The organism is Burkholderia latens, from assembly GCF_902499045.1.
Taxonomy (GTDB): Bacteria; Pseudomonadota; Gammaproteobacteria; order Burkholderiales; family Burkholderiaceae; genus Burkholderia; species Burkholderia latens.
The window spans coordinates 39,196-55,830 of record NZ_CABVPL010000054.1 but is presented as its reverse complement, the minus strand read 5'-3'; the positions used below and the strand labels follow the sequence as shown (position 1 = coordinate 55,830).

The following is a 16,635-nucleotide window of genomic DNA, read 5'->3' as shown; positions in this document are numbered from 1 at the left end:
CGCGCACAGCGTACGCAGCGGCCGGGCCCGCGCCTTGTCGGCGAGCGTCGCGACGACGGCCGGCTCGGCGTCCGGGTAGAGCGCGAGCGCCGCGCGAATCGCAGCATCGAGTTGCGCGGCGCTCACGTTCGCGCGGAAACCGACGCCGAGCGCGACCCGCATCATGCACGCGCGCCGAGCGCGGCGCGCACCGCGGGATCGTCGGCGAGCGCCGCGACGCGGCCGATCACGACGATCGCGGGCGAGCCGATGCCGGTCGCGCTCACGCGCTCGACGAGCGTATCGAGCGTCGCGAGCACGTGCCGCTGCCCGTCGCGCGTCGCGTTCTCGATCGCCGCGCACGGCGTGCCGCCGGCGAGGCCGCCGTCGCGTAGCGCGGCCACGATCGCATCGAGCCGGCGAATGCCCATGTAGATCACGATCGTCATCCGTGTCGCGGCGAGCGCGCGCCAGTCGGGCTCGTCGGCGCCCGCGCCGTGGCCGGTGACGAAGATCACGCCCTGCGCGTCGCCGCGATGCGTGACCGGAATGCCGAGCGCGGCCGGCGCGGCGATACCGGCCGTGATGCCGTTCACGACCTCGACCGGGAAACCGGCCGCGCCGAGCGCGAGCAGTTCCTCGCCGCCGCGGCCGAACACGAACGGGTCGCCGCCCTTGAGCCGCGCGACGCTGCGGCCTGCGCGCAGGTGCGCGAGCATCGCGGCGACGATCGCGTGCTGCGGGGTCGACGCATGGCCGCCGCGCTTGCCGACGTGCTCGATGCGGGCGTCGGCGCGTGCGTGGCGCAACACGTCGGGATTCACGAGATCGTCGACGAGCAGCACGTCGGCCGCGGCGATCGCGCGCACGGCCTTGAGCGTCAGCAGGTCGGCGTCGCCGGGCCCCGCGCCGATCAGCCACGCGCGGCTCATCGCGGGCAGCACGGCGCGAACCGTGTCGAGGACGGGGGGAGCGGCAAACGGGCGGCGCGCAGGCGGCCGGCAGGCAGGCGATGCATAGCGGATCGAACGAGGCCCGTGCGAACACGGGAGACATGCGCACGCAGTCCGTCCCCCGCGGACCGGGCGTTCGGCGAGCGCGGCGCTCGCCCCTTGCGTCGGCCGGTATCCGGGCTGGCCGCTTGCCAGGCCGCGGCCTTCCCACCCGAAGCAGTCGGGCAGTGGCATCGAGGGCGGCATGGGCGCGTGCGCGAAAGCGCATTGCGCGGGCGGCGTACCGTTGCGGGGACAGCACAGGCCGGGCGGGCGTCCGCCTCCTGTTTCCCGTTTAACTGCGCTCGCCGGAGGGCGGGCGCGAGCACCGAACGCGGCGCATACGATAGCACAGCGTGCACTGCGCGCGGGGCGGTCGATCCGCGCGCAGGGCTGGTATCCCGGACTTCCGGATACAGCGGAAGCGATCCCGATACAGCAGAAGCGTTGCACGAGGCGATCGCGGAGCAGTCGCTGCGAACGGATCGAGCATCCGGACCGAAAAGCCGGCCGCGATGCGCGCCCGCAAGGGCTCGCGGGCCGCCGCCTTGACGCTGTGCGCGCCGCCGCCTACACTCGCACGCGTTTTGGTGCTCGCGCGCGCCGCTCCGGCGCGCGCAGTTAAACGGGAAACAGGGAGCCTGCCTGCACCGCAGTCGAGCCAACCTGTGCTGCCCCCGCAACGGTAAGCGAACGCGTCGCGCACAGCGCGATGCAGCGCCGCTTCGCCGCATGCGTACCGCATGCGGACGACCGCCACTGGATGCCTGCGCATCCGGGAAGGCGAAGCGGCGTGTTCGTCAGCCCGGATACCGGCCAGGACGTTGGGTTCAGCGCCGCGGGGAGGCGGCGCATCGTCCACGGCCGCAGTACGCCCGACGCCCGAGCGTTTCCCGCTTCCTCCGCCGATCCGCCCGCCGCATGCACGCGCGCGGGCCGGCGCGGCGAGCGGCAGGCGGCGCGGGCAGGGCACGCGGCAGCCGTGTTGGCATTCACCATGTCGACCGTTCGCAAAGGAGCATCATGCTCGACTCGTTCTTCCGCCTGTTCAACGACAGCCCGTCCGGGCTGCGCGGCAAAATCATCGCGATCTACTCACTGCTCGTCGCATTCAACGTCGCCGCGTGGATCTGGGCGTTCGTCGCGTTTCGCGATCAGCCCGTGCTGCTCGGCACCGCGCTGCTCGCGTACGTGTTCGGGCTGCGCCACGCGGTCGATGCCGACCATATCGCCGCGATCGACAACGTCACGCGCAAGCTGATGCAGGAAGGCCGCAGCCCGCTCGGCGCGGGCCTGTTCTTCTCGCTCGGCCATTCGACCGTGGTGATCGTGATGTCGGTGGCCGTCGCGCTGACCGCGGCGTCGCTCGCGCGCTTCGAGAGCATGAAGACCTGGGGCGGCGTGATCAGCACGAGCGTGTCGGCATTCTTCCTGCTGGTGCTCGCGGCCGCGAACCTGCTGATCCTGATCTCCGTGTACCGGACGTTTCGCGCGGCCCGCCGCGGCGAGGCGATCGTCGATGCCGATCTCGACATGCTGATGAACCAGCGCGGCGTGCTCGCGCGCCTGTTCCGGCCGCTGTTCCGCCTCGTGTCGCGCAGCTGGCACCTGTATCCGGTCGGCTTCCTGTTCGGCTTCGGCTTCGATACCGCGACCGAGATCGCGCTGTTCGGCATTTCGGCCACGCAGGTGCAGGGCGGCATGTCGTTCTGGTCGGTGATGGCGCTGCCGGTGCTGTTTACCGCGGGCATGACGCTCGTCGACACGACCGACGGCATCCTGATGATGGGCGCGTACCGCTGGGCGTACGTGCGGCCGATCCGCAAGATCTACTACAACATGACGATCACGTTCGTGTCGGTGCTCGTCGCCGCGCTGATCGGCGGCATCGAGGTGCTCGCGCTGCTCGCCGACAAGCTCGCGCTGCAGGGCCCCGTCTGGGGTTTCTCGACGATGGTCGCATCGCATTTCGGGATGCTCGGCTACGTCGTGATCGGCCTGTTCCTCGCGTGCTGGATCGTGTCGGCCGCGATCTATCGGCTCAAACGCTACGACGAGATCGACGTGACGCTCTCGGCCTGACCCCCTCTTCGACACAGGACTGACCATGACCCTACGCAAGCTCCCCGTCACGATCGTCACGGGCTTTCTCGGCAGCGGCAAGACCACGCTGATGCGCCACATCCTGCAGCACGCGCAAGGCCGCCGCATCGCGGTGATCGTCAACGAATTCGGCGAGCTCGGCATCGACGGCGAAATCCTCAAGGGTTGCGGCATCGGCTGCGAAGACGCCGACGGCGCGCAGGGCGAAGCGTCGGGCCAGTTGTACGAACTCGCGAACGGCTGCCTGTGCTGCACCGTGCAGGAAGAGTTCTATCCGGTGATGGAGGCGCTCGTCGAGCGCCGCGCCGACATCGACCACGTGCTGATCGAGACGTCGGGCCTCGCGCTGCCGAAGCCGCTCGTGCAGGCGTTCAACTGGCCGACGATCCGCAACAGCTTCACGGTCGACGCCGTCGTCACCGTCGTCGACGGGCCGGCCGCCGCGAGCGGCCAGTTCGCGGAGAATCCGCAGGCGGTCGACGCGCAGCGCCGCGCCGACCCGAACCTCGACCACGAATCGCCGCTGCACGAGCTGTTTGCCGATCAACTGTCGTCCGCCGATCTCGTGATCGTGAACAAGGCCGACCTCGTCGCCGACACGCAATTCGCCGGCATCGAAGCCGCGATCCGCGACGAGATCCCGCCGCAGGTGAAGATCGTGCGCGCGACGCGCGGCGAACTCGATCTCGCGATGCTGCTCGGCCTTGGATCGGCGTCGGAGGAAACGATCCACCTGCGCCACGACCATCACGGTTCGGCCGGCGACGGCGATCACGACCACCATCACGACGATTTCGATTCGGTCGTGGTGTCGGGCGACGCGGGCTCGCGCGACGCGACGATCGCGGCGCTCGAGCGTGTCGTCGAGACGCACACGATCTACCGCGCGAAAGGCTTCGCAGCGCTGCCCGATGCGCCGATGCGGCTCGTGATCCAGGGCGTCGGCCGCCGCTTCGACAGCTATTTCGACCGCCGCTGGCACGACGGCGAACCGCGCGCGAGCCGTTTCGTGCTGATCGGCGAGGATCTCGACGCAGCCGCGTTGCAGCGCGCGTTCGACGCCGCATGCGCGGCACAGGCGCAGCAGGCGTAACGCGCGATGCATCTGCTGCGCACCACGCCGGGCGGCTTCGTCGACGATACGCAGGGCGTCGTCCGGATCGACCAGCGCCCGGCCGACATCGTGATCCTGAGCTCGGCCGACACGACGCTGTCACTGCTCGCGAGCGTCGTACCGAAGCTGCCCGCCGGCTTCCCGAGCGTGCGGCTCGCGAACGTCACGTTCCTGCGGCAGCCGGCGTCGGTCGACTTCTACGTCGACGACGTGCTGCGTCACGCGAAGACGGTCGTGATCGACCATCTCGGCGGCGAAGCGTACTGGCCGTACGGGATCGAACAGGCGGTGTCGCTCGCGTCGAAACGCAAGCAGCAGCTCGCGATGTTCTCGGGCGACCTGCAGGAAGATCCGAACCTCGTCGCGAAGAGCACGGTTGCGCCCGGGCTGTGCCGGCTGTGGTGGCGCTACCTGCGCGAAGGCGGGATGCACAACGCCGAAGCGCTGCTGCGCAGCATCGCGTTCCATACGCTCGGCTTCGGCGACGAACCGGAACCGCCGCGCCCGCTGCCGGCCGCCGCGCTGTATCACCCGGCGCGCGACCCGGCGAGCGTCGACGACTGGCGCGCGCGCTGGACGCCTGGCGCGCCGGTCGTCGCGATCCTGTTCTATCGCGCGCACTGGCAGGCCGCGAACACGGCCGTGTTCGACGCGCTGGCCGAGGCGCTCGTGCGCGAGGGGCTGAATCCGCTGCCGATCGCCGTCACGTCGCTGAAGGACGCGGTGAGCCGCGAAGTCATCACGCGGCTGTGCGACACGCAGCGCGTCGCGCTCGTGCTGAACACGACGGCGTTCGCGGCCGGCGCGATCGACAGCCCCGAGCCCGACGTGCTCGCCGGCGACGCGCCGGTGCTGCAGGTGATCCTGTCCGGCGGCAATCGCGACGCGTGGACGGCCGACAACCAGGGGCTGCATGCGCGCGACATCGCGATGCACGTCGCGCTGCCGGAAGTCGACGGGCGCATCATCACGCGCGCGGTGAGTTTCAAGGGGCTCGCGTATCGTTGTCCGCACACCGAAGTCGACGTCGTGCGCTACCAGCCGGACGTCGAGCGGATCGCATTCGTCGCGGCGCTCGCGCGCGGCTGGTGCCGGCTGCGCACGCTCGACAATGCCGACAAGCGGATCGCGCTGATCCTCGCGAACTATCCGCACAGCGAAGGGCGAATCGGCAACGGCGTCGGGCTCGATACGCCGGCGTCCGCGCTGCGCGTGCTCGCTGCGCTGCGCGACGCGGGCTATGCGCTCGCCGATCTGCCGGCCGACGGCGATGCGCTCATCGCGCGGCTCACCGAAGGCGTGACGAACGATCCGGCCGTGCGCGCACTGCGCCCGGCGTTCCAGAGCTTCGCGCTGGCCGACTACGTCGCGCATTTCGCGCGGCTGCCGGCCGCCGTGCGCGACGCGCTGAACGCACGCTGGGGCCCGCCCGAAGCCGATCCGACGCTGCGGCACGGGCGCTTTCCGATTGCCGGCTGGCGCGCGGGCAACGTGTTCGTCGGCATCCAGCCGTCGCGCTCGCGCGACGACAACGACTATGCGAGCTACCACGATGCGGACCTCGTGCCGCCGCACGCGTATCTCGCGTTCTATTTCTGGCTGCGCGATGCGTTCGGCATCGACGCGGTCATCCACCTCGGCAAGCACGGCAACCTCGAATGGCTGCCGGGCAAGAGCGTCGCGCTGTCCGATGCATGCTGGCCCGACCTGACGCTCGGGCCGCTGCCGCATCTGTATCCGTTCATCGTCAACGATCCGGGCGAGGGCAGCCAGGCGAAGCGCCGCGCGCAGGCGGTGATCATCGATCATCTGATGCCGCCGCTCACGCGCGCGGAAAACTACGGGCCGCTGCAGGATCTCGAACGGCAGGTCGACGAGTATTACGAAGCGCTGATGGTCGATGCGCGTCGCGCGAAGCTGCTGCGCAAGACGATTCTCGCGACGATCGCCGAGCATCGTCTGCATGACGAACTCAGCGTGTCGCCGCCGCGCGACGCGGGCGACGAGGACGCGCTGCTCACGCGTGTCGACGCATGGCTGTGCGAATTGAAGGAAGCGCAGATCCGCGACGGGCTGCACGTGTTCGGCGCGTCGCCGGCCGATCGCCAGCGGCGCGATACGTTGCTCGCGCTCGCGCGCTTTCCGGTCGGCGACGGCAAGGGCGAGCGTGCGGGGCTGATCGGCGCGCTCGCGCGCGATCTCGCGCTCGGCGACGCGTTCGACCCGCTCGCGGCCGACTGGGCCGCGCCGTGGGCGGGCCCGCGGCCGAGCGTGCTGCAGGCGCTCGACGCGTCGCCGTGGCGACATGCGGGCGATACGCGCGAGCGGCTCGAACGGCTTGCGCAGCAGTGGCTCGATGCGCTGTGCGCGCGCGACGGCGAAGCTTGCGCCGAGGCCGGCAACGGCACGGCGCCGCCAGGCGAATGGCCGCACACGCTCGCGGTGATCGAGCGCGTGCGCACGACGCTGATGCCCGCGCTCGACGCGTGCGGCAGCGAGGAACTGCGCCAACTGCTGCGCGGGCTCGACGGCCGCTTCGTGCCGCCGGGGCCGAGCGGCTCGCCGTCGCGCGGCCGTCCCGACGTGCTGCCGACGGGCCGCAACTTCTATTCGGTCGATACGCGCGCGGTGCCGACGCAGGCCGCGTGGTCGCTCGGGCTGAAATCCGCGCAGCAGCTGATCGAGCGCCATCTGCAGGATCACGGCGACTATCCGCGCGCGATCGGCCTGTCGGTCTGGGGAACGGCGACGATGCGCACCGGCGGCGACGACATCGCGCAGGCGTTCGCGCTGATCGGCGTGCGGCCGAAGTGGGCGCACGGCAGCCATCGCGTGACGGACTTCGAGATTCTGCCGATCGAGATCTTCGACCGGCCGCGCATCGACGTGACGTTGCGCGTGTCCGGCTTCTTCCGCGACGCGTTCCCGAACTTGATGCACCTGTTCGACGCGGCCGTGCAGGCCGTCGCTGCACTCGACGAGCCCGAGGAACTGAACCCGATCCGCGCGCGGATCGAGCGCGAACGCACGAAATGGATCGAGCACGGCGTGGCGCCCGACGAAGCGCGGCGCCGCGCCGGCTGGCGCGTGTTCGGCGCGCGGCCGGGCAGCTACGGCGCGGGCCTGCAGGACCTGATCGACCAGCGCCGCTGGCAGACCGACGCCGATCTCGCCGACGCGTACCGGCAGTGGGGCGGCCATGCGTACGCGCAGAACAGCGCGGGCGACGCGGCGCCCGACGTGTTCGGCAAGCGGCTCGCGACGATCGACGTCGTCGTGCAGAACCAGGACAGCCGCGAACACGACATCCTCGATTCGAACGACTATTACCAGTTCCAGGGCGGGATGACGGCGGCCGTGCGGCACCTGTCCGGGCAGCAGCCGAGCATTTACCACGGCGACCACGCGAACCCGGCCGCGCCGGCGATGCGCACGCTGCGCGAGGAAATCGCGCGCGTGATCCGCTCGCGCGTCGTCAACCCGAAATGGCTCGACGGCGTGAAGCGTCACGGCTACAAGGGCGCGGCCGAAATGGCCGCGACCGTCGACTATCTGTACGGCTATGACGCGACCGCGCGCGTGCTGTCGGATCACCAGTACGCGCTCGTCGCCGACGCGTACCTGTTCGACGACGACACGCGCGCGTTCCTCGAACGCCACAATCCGAACGCGCTGCACGGCATCTGCGAACGCTTCGTCGAAGCGATGCAGCGCGGGCTGTGGCAGCAGCCGGGCGATTATCGCGAGCGGATCGAGGCGGTCTGGCTCGACAGCGAACAACTTCAGGAAGGAAGGCGGCGATGACCGATCAGACCACGCATCGCGCTCGCGCGGTATTTCCGTTCACGGCGCTCGTCGCGCAGCAGCCGCTGCAGCAGGCGCTGCTGCTCGCGGCGATCGACCCGTCGCTCGGCGGCGTGCTCGTCAGCGGGCCGCGCGGCACCGCGAAATCGACCGCCGCGCGCGCGCTCGCGGAACTGCTGCCCGAGGGCGAATTCGTCACGCTGCCGCTGTCCGCGAGCGACGAGCAGGTCACGGGCACGCTCGATCTCGCGCATGCGCTCGCCGACAACGGCGTGCGCTTCCGGCCGGGCCTGCTCGCGCGCGCGCATCGCGGCGTGCTGTACGTGGACGAGGTGAACCTGCTCGCGGACGGCCTCGTCGATACGCTGCTCGACGTCGCCGCGAGCGGCGTGAACGTGGTCGAGCGCGATGGCGTGTCGCACGCGCACGACGCACGCTTCGTGCTGGTCGGCACGATGAATCCCGAGGAAGGCGAGTTGCGCCCGCAACTGCTCGACCGCTTCGGGCTGATGGTCGAACTCGAGAACTGCTTCGACGCCGCGCAGCGCGAGCAAATCGTGAAGGCGCGGCTCGCGTTCGACCTCGATCCGGCCGCGTTCCGCGCGCGCCATGCGGCCGCGCAGCGCGAACTGCGCGAGCGGATCGATGCGGCGCGCGCGCGGCTGGCGTCGCTGGATTTCAGCGATGCGATTCATGCACGCGTGAGTGCACTGTGCATCGCCGCCGCCGTCGACGGCCTGCGCGCCGACCTCGTGATGCTGCGCGCCGCGCGCGCGCTCGCGGCGCTCGAGCGCGCCGACGCGGTGACGGTCGCGCACGTCGAATGCGTGGCCGATGCGGTGCTGCGTCATCGGCGCCATGCGCATACGCCGCCGTCGTCCAGTGCGTCGAACGCGTCGCAACCGGACGGGGAACACGGCCGCGGCCGCGACGACCGTTCGCCGCCCGACCTGCGCGGGCATTCCGACGATCGAGCGGGCTCGGCGACGAACGACGCGGCGGCATCGCACGGCGACTGGGGCTATCTGCCGGCCGAACCTGCCGGGCTGCGCGACGTGAAAGGCGTAGTGCCGCTGCCGTTAAAAAAACGCTGAGCCATCGAGCGGACGCCGCCGCGAATGCCGTTCGCGGTCCTCGATGGCAGCCAGGCGCTGCCGCGCGCGTGGCCGGTACGGTGCTGCGCGCGGGCACGGCTGTTGCGTGGCCGGCAACGCTCGCCGCGAAGCGCGGCGGGCCGCTGCACGCGAGTCATCTGCGCTTTCGCAAACAGGCGGGCGCGCCGCACGCGCTCCATTGCTTCGTGCTGGACTGCTCGGCGTCGATGCTGACGCACGGGCGGCTCGCGCTCGCGAAAGGGCTGATCGTCGCGTATTTCGACCAGGCCGCGCGCGAGCGCATGGAAACCGCGTTGATCTGTTTCGGCGGCGACGGCGCCGCGCAGCGCTTCGGCCCGGCCGTGCCGCGTTGGTGGAATGCGCGCTGGCTCGAACCGGTCGGCGGCGGCGGCGGCACGCCGCTCGCGGACGGCATCGCGGCTGCCACGCAATTGCTTGCGCGCGATGCAAGACGCGCGCCGGCGCCGGGCAAGCAGCGCTGGCTGTGGGTGCTGTCCGACGGCCGCACGCGTGAGGCGCCGCCCAAGCCGACCGATGCCGATCATGTCGTGTTCGTCGACTTCGACGACGCGGCTGTACGGATCGGGCAGGGCAAGCGGCTCGCCGACGCATGGGGCGCGCAATGGATGACCGCGGCGGCGCTGTGCGCGGACGCGGCTGGCTGATCGACTCGTCGGCTCACCGGCTCACCGGCGGAACACGCACCGGCGCTGCGCTATGATCGCCGTTTCTGCTTACTGGAACGCCTGCCATGCAAGTACTCGTCGATGCCGACGCGTGTCCCGCCGTCATCAAGGACATGCTGTTTCGCGCCGCGCGCCGCGCCGAGATCTGCGTGACGCTGGTCGCCAACCAGTTCCTCCGCACGCCGCCGTCGCCGTTCATCAAGGCGGTGCAGGTGCCGGCCGGCTTCGACGTGGCCGACGCGCGAATCGTCGAGCTCGCGGAAGCCGGCGATCTCGTGATCACCGCCGACATCCCGCTGGCCGCGGCCGTGCTCGACAAGGGCGCGCATGCGCTCGACCCGCGCGGCAACTGGTTCAGCCGCGAGAACATCGAGGAACGGCTGTCGACGCGCGCGATGATGGACCAGTTGCGCAGCGCGGGCATCGACACGGGCGGCCCGGCGCCGTTCAGCGCACGCGACGGCAAGGCGTTCGCGTCGCAACTCGACCGGTTTCTCGCGCGTCACGGCAAGCCCTGATGCCCTTGCGGGGCGGCGCGTCGATGCGTCACTGGTTTCGCGTCGAATCGTCCGCTGCGGCAGAATACGAATTCGCGCCGTCATTGATCGCGACGTGCGAACGACTCATCGGAGGGCCTGAATGTCGCTGACCCAACTTCTCGTTCCAACCTTCACGCAGATGCTGCGCGCGCAATCCGCGTGGCTCGACAAGGCCGTCGCGCACCGGCAGGCCGCGGGCGACACGCCCGATGCGCTGCTGATGCTGAAGCTCGCGCCCGACATGTATCCGCTCGCCGCCCAGGTGCGGTTCTCGTGCTTCCAGGCGATGGAACCCGTGCACCGGCTGCGCGGCGAGCCGCTGCCCGACGCGCTGCTCGCGTTGCGGGAAGCCGGCTGGCATGCGGATGCGCAGCCCGGCTCGCTCAGCGATGCGCAGGGCATTCTCGGCGGCACGATCGCTTTTCTCGGTGAACTCGCCCCGGACGCGCTCGATGGCGGCGCCGCGCTGCCGATCGCGCTCGAACTGCCGAACGGCACCGCGTTCGACATGACCGGCGAGCAGTACGCACGCGACTGGGCGCTGCCGCAGTTCTATTTTCATGCGATCGCCGCGTACGCGATCTTGCGCAATCACGGCGTCGAGCTCGGCAAGGCCGACTACGTGCCGCACATGCTCGCGTACGTGCGGCCCGGCACGATTCCGCAGGGCTGAGCGAATGAGCCGGCCATCGGGCCGCCGCGCGCGGGCATGACGCGCGCGCTGTTCATCTGCAGCCGCAATCGGCTGCGCAGCCCGACTGCCGAGGCGGTATTCGCCGCGTGGCCGGGTGTCGAAACGGATTCGGCGGGCCTCGCGCCCGACGCGGACACGCGTTTGTGCGCGGCGCAGCTCGAATGGGCCGAAATCGTGTTCGTGATGGAGCGGGCGCACAAGGCGAAGCTGTCCGCCCAATTCGGCGCGCTGCTGAAACACAAGAAGATCGTCTGCCTCGACATTCCCGATCGCTACGCGTACATGCAGCCCGAACTCGTCGCGTTGCTCGAACGCAAGGCGGGGCCGCGGCTGCGCGGGTAAGCGCGCCGGGCCGCTCCGCGAGAGCGAAGCGAGCCGTCGGCGAGTGCCTTCAGCCGTGCGGTCTCCGCCGGCTTCCGGATGAGGGCGTCCCGGCGGCATCTCGTCCTGCGCCGGATCGCAGCGCCCGGCGCGATCCGCAACACGCTGCGGCGTTCGCGGCACACGGCATTGCAGGCCGCGGTATGGGCTCCCGTGTCCGGCCCGGTTTTCGGGTTCGGCAAAGCAGCCGCTGAACCGCAGTGCGATATGCCGGCCGGCCGACATTGCCGACCTCTGCCCGGATCACCCATCGCGCGTGGCGGCATGCGTCCCATGATCGCCGGGGCATACCCGGCTTGACAATGAAATTCCTCGGTGTGAATATAAATTCACGTACAAGAATTAGCATTCCAGGCCGGAACACCGGGTCGTCGTCGACGGCCCGGTGAGCCCGGCGGTCCGAACAATCGGAGTCAGGAGCGAGACGCATGACGGAGCACGAGCAGCAGGGCGCATTGGCGGGGTTGCGCATCATCGATCTGTCGCGGGTGCTGGGCGGCCCGTACGCGACGCAGATCCTCGCCGACCACGGCGCGGAGGTGATCAAGGTCGAACCGCCGTCCGGCGACGAGACGCGCACGTGGGGCCCGCCGTTCGACGGCGACACCGCGTCGTATTTCCTCGGCGTGAACCGCAACAAGCTCGGCGTCGCGCTCGACCTGACGAAGCCCGATGACCGCGAACGGCTGCTCGGCCTGCTCCAGCATGCCGACGCGCTCGTCGAGAACTTCAAGATCGGCACGATGGAGCGCTGGGGGCTCGGTTTCGACGCGCTGCACGCGCGCTTTCCGCGCCTGGTCTATTGCCGTGTGTCGGGCTTCGGCGCGGACGGTCCGCTCGGCGGGCTGCCCGGCTACGATGCGGCCGTGCAGGCGCTGACCGGGCTGATGAGCGTCAACGGCGAAGCGGGCGGTGCGCCGCTGCGCGTCGGCGTGCCGATCGTCGATCTCGTAACCGGGCTGAATGCGGCGCTCGGCGTGCTGATGGCGCTGCGCGAACGCGACGCGAGCGGTCGCGGGCAGTTCGTCGAGTCGACGCTGTTCGACTGCGCGCTGTCGATCCTGCATCCGCATACGCCGAACTTCTTTCATTCGGGGAAGGCGCCGGTGCGCACCGGCAACGCGCATCCGAACATCACGCCGTACGATCGCTTTCCGACCGCGAGCGTCGACATCTTTCTCGCGGTCGGCAACAACGGCCAGTTCGCCGCGCTCTGCGACGTGCTCGGCACGCGCGACTGGCTCGACGATCCGCGCTTCGCCGACAACCGTGCGCGCAGCGCGAACCGCGCCGCACTGCGCGCGCTGCTCGAAGCGGCGCTGGCCGCCCACGACGGCGCGGCGCTCGCCGAGCGGCTGATGCGCGGCGGCGTGCCGTGCGCGCCGGTGCTCGGGCTCGACGCGGCGCTCGACCATCCGCACGTCGCGCACCGGCGGATGAAGGTGGAACTCGGCCGGCATCGCGGCATCGCGTCGCCGATCAAGCTCGGCCGCACGCCGGCCACGTACCGGCGGCCGCCGCCCGCGCTGAACGAACACGCGGCGCAGGTGTTTGCCGACGATCCGCGCGACGACGCCGACAACGACGACCGCGGCCAACGCGCGAACTGACCCGCATCGCGGCGCGCGGCCGTGCACGGGCCGGGCCGCACGACCGCGTACCGCACGCCCTTTGGATACCTGACGGCCCGCGCACCGCGCGAGGCCGCGCAACAGGAGACACATCATGCTCGCATGGATCGGCGCGATCGCGATCGTCGCGCTGTTCGGCCTGATCATCACGAAGCGGCTGTCGCCGCTCGTCGCGTTGATCGTCGTGCCGGTGGCCGCATCGCTCGCGGCCGGCTTCGGACTCTCGACCGGCAAGTTCATCGTGCACGGCGTGCAGAACATCGGACCGATCGCCGGCATGTTCGTTTTTGCGATTCTATTTTTCGGAATCCTCACCGACGCCGGCATGCTCGACCCGATCATCGCCGGCGTGCTGCGTGTGATCGGGTGTCATCCGCCGCGCATCGTGATGGGCTCGGCGCTGCTCGCGCTGTTGATCCATCTCGACGGTTCGGGCGCGGTCACGTTTCTCGTCACGCTGCCCGCGATGATGCCGCTTTACACGCGGCTCGGGATGGACCGACGGATCCTCGCGTGCGTCGCGTCGATGGCCGCCGGCGTCAATTTCCTGCCGTGGGTCGGGCCGATGCTGCGCGCATCCGCGGCATTGCACATTCCGGGCTCGGCGATCTTCACGCCGATGATCCCGGTACAGATCATCGGGCTCGTGTTCGTGTTCGGCACCGCGTACGTGCTCGGCGTGCGCGAGGCGAAGCGGCTCGGGCTCGATCGCGCCGGCGCGGCGGCGCTCGCGATCGCGCCGCGCGAGCTCACCGACGCCGAACGCGCGCTGCGCCGGCCCGGACGCTTCCGGATCAACGTCGCGCTGACGCTCGTCGTGCTCGGCACGCTGGTGTCGGGCGTCGTCGATCCGATGGTGATGTTCATGCTCGGCACGGTGGCCGCACTCGTCATCAACTATCCGGACGTGCACGCGCAGCGCGAACGAATCGATGCGCATGCGAAGGCCGCGCTGATGATGGCGAGCGTGCTGCTCGCGGCCGGCGCGTTCACCGGGATCATGTCCGGCACCGGGATGCTGAAGGCGATGGCCGAGGTCGTCGTCGCGCACGTGCCGGTCGAGCATGCGCGCCACATGCCGTTCGTGCTCGGCCTGCTGTCGATGCCGCTCAGCCTGCTGTTCGATCCCGATTCGTTCTACTTCGGCGTGCTGCCGGTGCTCGCGGAAAGCGCGAAGCTGCTCGGCGTGCCGCCGATACAGATGGCGCAGGCCGCGCTGCTCGGGCAGATGACGACCGGTTTCCCGGTCAGCCCGCTCACGCCCGCGACGTTCCTGATCGTCGGGCTGACCGGCGTCGAGCTCGCCGAGCACCAGAAATTCACGATTCCATTCCTGTTCGCCGCCACGGTGCTGATGGTGTTCGCCGCGGTCGCGATCGGCGTGTTTCCGTTGTGACGGCAACCGGACCGGTCGCTTCGCGCGTTGCCGGCGACGGAGCCGCCCGCCAACGGCGCGTTCTTCGACGCGGAAACTCCGGAGCAACCCGGCGTTGTCTTGAGAACGGCGCGGCCGTTCACGTTTTCCTGGAGAGCAATCCATGCAGTTCGATCTGACCGACGACCAGCGCGCGATCGAAAGCGCAATCGAGAAAATCTGCGAACGCTTCGGCGACGACTACTGGCTCGAACGCGATCGCGCGGGCGGGTTTCCATCCGATTTTCACGCGGCGCTCGCCGAGGCCGGCTGGCTCGGCATCGCGATGGACCCGGCATACGGCGGCGCCGGACTCGGGATGACCGAGGCCGCGCTGATGATGCGCACGATCAGTGCATCGGGCGCGGGCCTGTCCGGCGCGTCGGCCGTGCACATGAACATCTTCGGGCTGAACCCGGTGCAGGTGTTCGGTAACGACGCACAGAAGGCGCGCTTCCTGCCGCCGCTGATCGCCGGGCGCGACAAGGCGTGCTTCGCAGTGACCGAGCCCGACGCGGGTCTCGACACGACGCACCTCGCCACGCAGGCACGCCGCGACGGCGATCACTATGTGCTGAGCGGCCGCAAGATCTGGATCTCGACCGCGCAGGTCGCGAACAAGATGCTGATCATCGCGCGCACGACGCCGCTCGATCAGGTCACGAAGCCGACCGACGGGCTGAGCCTGTTCTACACCGATCTCGACCGTTCGCGCGTCGAGGTGCGCGAGATCGAGAAGATGGGCCGCAAGGCCGTCGATTCGAACATGCTGTTCATCGACAACTTGCGCGTGCCGCGCGACGACCTGATCGGCAACGAAGGCGACGGCTTCCGCTATCTGCTGCACGGGCTGAACCCCGAGCGGATCCTGATCGCGGCGGAGGCGATCGGCCTCGGGCAGGCCGCGCTGCGGCGCGCGACGCAGTATGCGTGCGAGCGCGTCGTGTTCGGCCGGCCGATCGGGCAGAACCAGTCGATCCAGCATCCGCTCGCGCACGCGTGGATGCAGCTCGAGGCTGCGTGGCTGATGGTGATGAAGGCCGCGACGCGCTACGACGCGCGGCAGTCGTGCGGCGCCGAGGCGAACGCCGCGAAGTACCTCGGCGCGGAAGCCGCATTTCAGGCGTGCCAGACGGCAATCGCGACGCACGGCGGGATGGGCTATGCGAAGGAATACCATGTCGAGCGCTACCTGCGCGAGTGTATGATTCCGAGGCTCGCGCCCGTGAGCCCGCAACTGATCCTGTGCTACATCGCGGAGAAGGTGCTCGGGTTGCCGAAGTCGTACTGACCGTACCGGCCCGGCGGCCCGGCGGCTCTCCCGGCGCGCGGCTTCCCCTTCCGAATCAAGCGCTCGTCATGGACGTCAAACTCGTTGCCCGCACGCTCGACCTGTTCGAGCTGTTCGCCGCCGAACGGCGGCCGCTGCCGCTCACCGAACTCGCGCGCCTGCTCAACGTGCCGGCGTCGAGCTGCCTCGCGATGGCGCGCACGCTCGTGAGCCGCGGCTATCTGTACGAGGTGCGCAAGCGGGGTGGCTATTACCCGACGCGGCGCCTGCAGACGGTTGCCGCCGCGATCGACGCGACCGATCCGGTCGTCGATCTCGTGCATCCGCATCTCGTCGCGCTGCGCGACGCGAGCCGCGAGACGGCCGTGCTCGGCAAGATCCAGGGCACGTCGGTCACGTATCTCGACGTCGTCGAGTCGGAGCAGGCGATCCGCTATACGCGCCAGCCGGGCGAGTTGCGCCCGCTGCATGCGAACTCGATCGGCAAGGCGATCTTCGCGGAACTCGGGCACGATGCGCAGCAGGCGCTCGGCGCGCAGTTGTCGTTCGAGCGCTTCACCGACGCGAGCGTGCCGGACCTGCCGGCGCTCGTCGCGCAAACCGCGCGGTTTCGCGAACTCGGCTGGGCGGAGAACTTCGGCGAGAGCGCGCCCGAGTTGTCGGCGATCGCGGTCGCGCTGATGCTCGACGGCGACTGGTACGGGCTGTCCATCGTCGGGCCGACCGAGCGGATCCGCCAGCATCGCGACGCGCACGCGGCGCTGCTGGTCGAGACGAAAGCGCGGCTGCTGGCGGAGCAGGGGCGGGGGTAGCATCGGCCGCGAAGCCGCGCGGCACTCGCTTGGGCGGCCGTTCGCCGGGATGCCGGACAGCGTCCGCGAACGGCCGCCGC

Annotated in this window: 13 protein-coding genes, 1 pseudogene and 2 riboswitches; of the genes and pseudogenes, 12 read left to right on the top strand and 2 right to left on the bottom strand. The window is 70.0% G+C overall.

Translation table 11 applies throughout. The annotated features are described in order from the left end of the window. A pseudogene (locus BSE24067_RS32670) lies at positions 1 to 165 on the bottom strand (cobalamin biosynthesis protein); the annotation flags it as partial. Further along, entirely contained in the window at positions 162 to 911 is a 750-nt protein-coding gene (gene cobA / locus BSE24067_RS27380; RefSeq protein ID WP_151067405.1) for a uroporphyrinogen-III C-methyltransferase, read from the bottom strand. The pseudogene BSE24067_RS32670 and the gene cobA, both read right to left, overlap by 4 nt. A gap of 170 nt (positions 912 to 1,081) precedes the next feature. Further along, positions 1,082 to 1,320, bottom strand: a riboswitch (cobalamin riboswitch). A 222-nt stretch (positions 1,321 to 1,542) separates the two neighbouring features. Continuing rightward, positions 1,543 to 1,806, top strand: a riboswitch (cobalamin riboswitch). 188 nt (positions 1,807 to 1,994) lie between these two features. Between cobA and BSE24067_RS27375 the strand changes: the two genes are divergently transcribed. The 12 genes from BSE24067_RS27375 to BSE24067_RS27320 all read left to right on the top strand — a co-directional run bounded on the left by BSE24067_RS27375 (position 1,995) and on the right by BSE24067_RS27320 (position 16,555). Next, a complete protein-coding gene (locus BSE24067_RS27375) occupies positions 1,995 to 3,053 on the top strand; it encodes a HoxN/HupN/NixA family nickel/cobalt transporter (RefSeq protein ID WP_151067376.1) in 1,059 nt (352 codons plus the stop codon). A gap of 25 nt (positions 3,054 to 3,078) precedes the next feature. Then, complete coding sequence (cobW, locus tag BSE24067_RS27370; RefSeq protein WP_151067378.1) at positions 3,079 to 4,167, top strand: cobalamin biosynthesis protein CobW; 1,089 nt, start codon at positions 3,079 to 3,081, stop codon at positions 4,165 to 4,167. A gap of 6 nt (positions 4,168 to 4,173) precedes the next feature. Then, a complete protein-coding gene (gene cobN, locus BSE24067_RS27365) occupies positions 4,174 to 7,992 on the top strand; it encodes a cobaltochelatase subunit CobN (RefSeq protein WP_151067380.1) in 3,819 nt (1,272 codons plus the stop codon). Then, the gene (locus BSE24067_RS27360) at positions 7,989 to 9,086 is read left to right on the top strand and encodes a magnesium chelatase ATPase subunit I (protein WP_151067382.1); all 1,098 of its coding nucleotides are present in this window, start codon (positions 7,989 to 7,991) and stop codon (positions 9,084 to 9,086) included. Before cobN ends, BSE24067_RS27360 begins: the two co-directional genes overlap by 4 nt. A 68-nt stretch (positions 9,087 to 9,154) precedes the next feature. Further along, positions 9,155 to 9,772, top strand: coding sequence for a vWA domain-containing protein (locus BSE24067_RS27355; RefSeq protein WP_151067384.1), 618 nt, complete (start codon positions 9,155 to 9,157; stop codon positions 9,770 to 9,772). Positions 9,773 to 9,858: 86 nt separating this feature from the next. Then, the gene (locus BSE24067_RS27350) at positions 9,859 to 10,311 is read left to right on the top strand and encodes a YaiI/YqxD family protein (protein ID WP_021160082.1); all 453 of its coding nucleotides are present in this window, start codon (positions 9,859 to 9,861) and stop codon (positions 10,309 to 10,311) included. A 121-nt stretch (positions 10,312 to 10,432) separates the two neighbouring features. Further along, positions 10,433 to 11,005: a DUF1993 domain-containing protein gene (locus BSE24067_RS27345; RefSeq protein WP_151067386.1), complete on the top strand. Its 573-nt coding sequence runs from the start codon at positions 10,433 to 10,435 to the stop codon at positions 11,003 to 11,005. A gap of 36 nt (positions 11,006 to 11,041) precedes the next feature. Beyond that, positions 11,042 to 11,368 carry a low molecular weight protein tyrosine phosphatase family protein gene (locus BSE24067_RS27340; RefSeq protein WP_151067388.1) on the top strand — a complete coding sequence of 109 codons (327 nt, stop codon included), beginning with the start codon at positions 11,042 to 11,044 and terminating at the stop codon, positions 11,366 to 11,368. 467 nt (positions 11,369 to 11,835) lie between these two features. Next, the gene (locus tag BSE24067_RS27335) at positions 11,836 to 13,017 is read left to right on the top strand and encodes a CaiB/BaiF CoA transferase family protein (protein WP_151067390.1); all 1,182 of its coding nucleotides are present in this window, start codon (positions 11,836 to 11,838) and stop codon (positions 13,015 to 13,017) included. Between the two features lie 115 nt (positions 13,018 to 13,132). Next, positions 13,133 to 14,434 (top strand): CitMHS family transporter, encoded by a 1,302-nt coding sequence (locus BSE24067_RS27330; protein WP_151067392.1) that lies wholly within the window; start codon positions 13,133 to 13,135, stop codon positions 14,432 to 14,434. A 142-nt stretch (positions 14,435 to 14,576) separates the two neighbouring features. Then, positions 14,577 to 15,743: an acyl-CoA dehydrogenase family protein gene (locus BSE24067_RS27325; RefSeq protein WP_151067394.1), complete on the top strand. Its 1,167-nt coding sequence runs from the start codon at positions 14,577 to 14,579 to the stop codon at positions 15,741 to 15,743. A gap of 68 nt (positions 15,744 to 15,811) precedes the next feature. Continuing rightward, the gene (locus BSE24067_RS27320) at positions 15,812 to 16,555 is read left to right on the top strand and encodes an IclR family transcriptional regulator (protein WP_151067395.1); all 744 of its coding nucleotides are present in this window, start codon (positions 15,812 to 15,814) and stop codon (positions 16,553 to 16,555) included. Positions 16,556 to 16,635 lie beyond the last annotated feature (80 nt).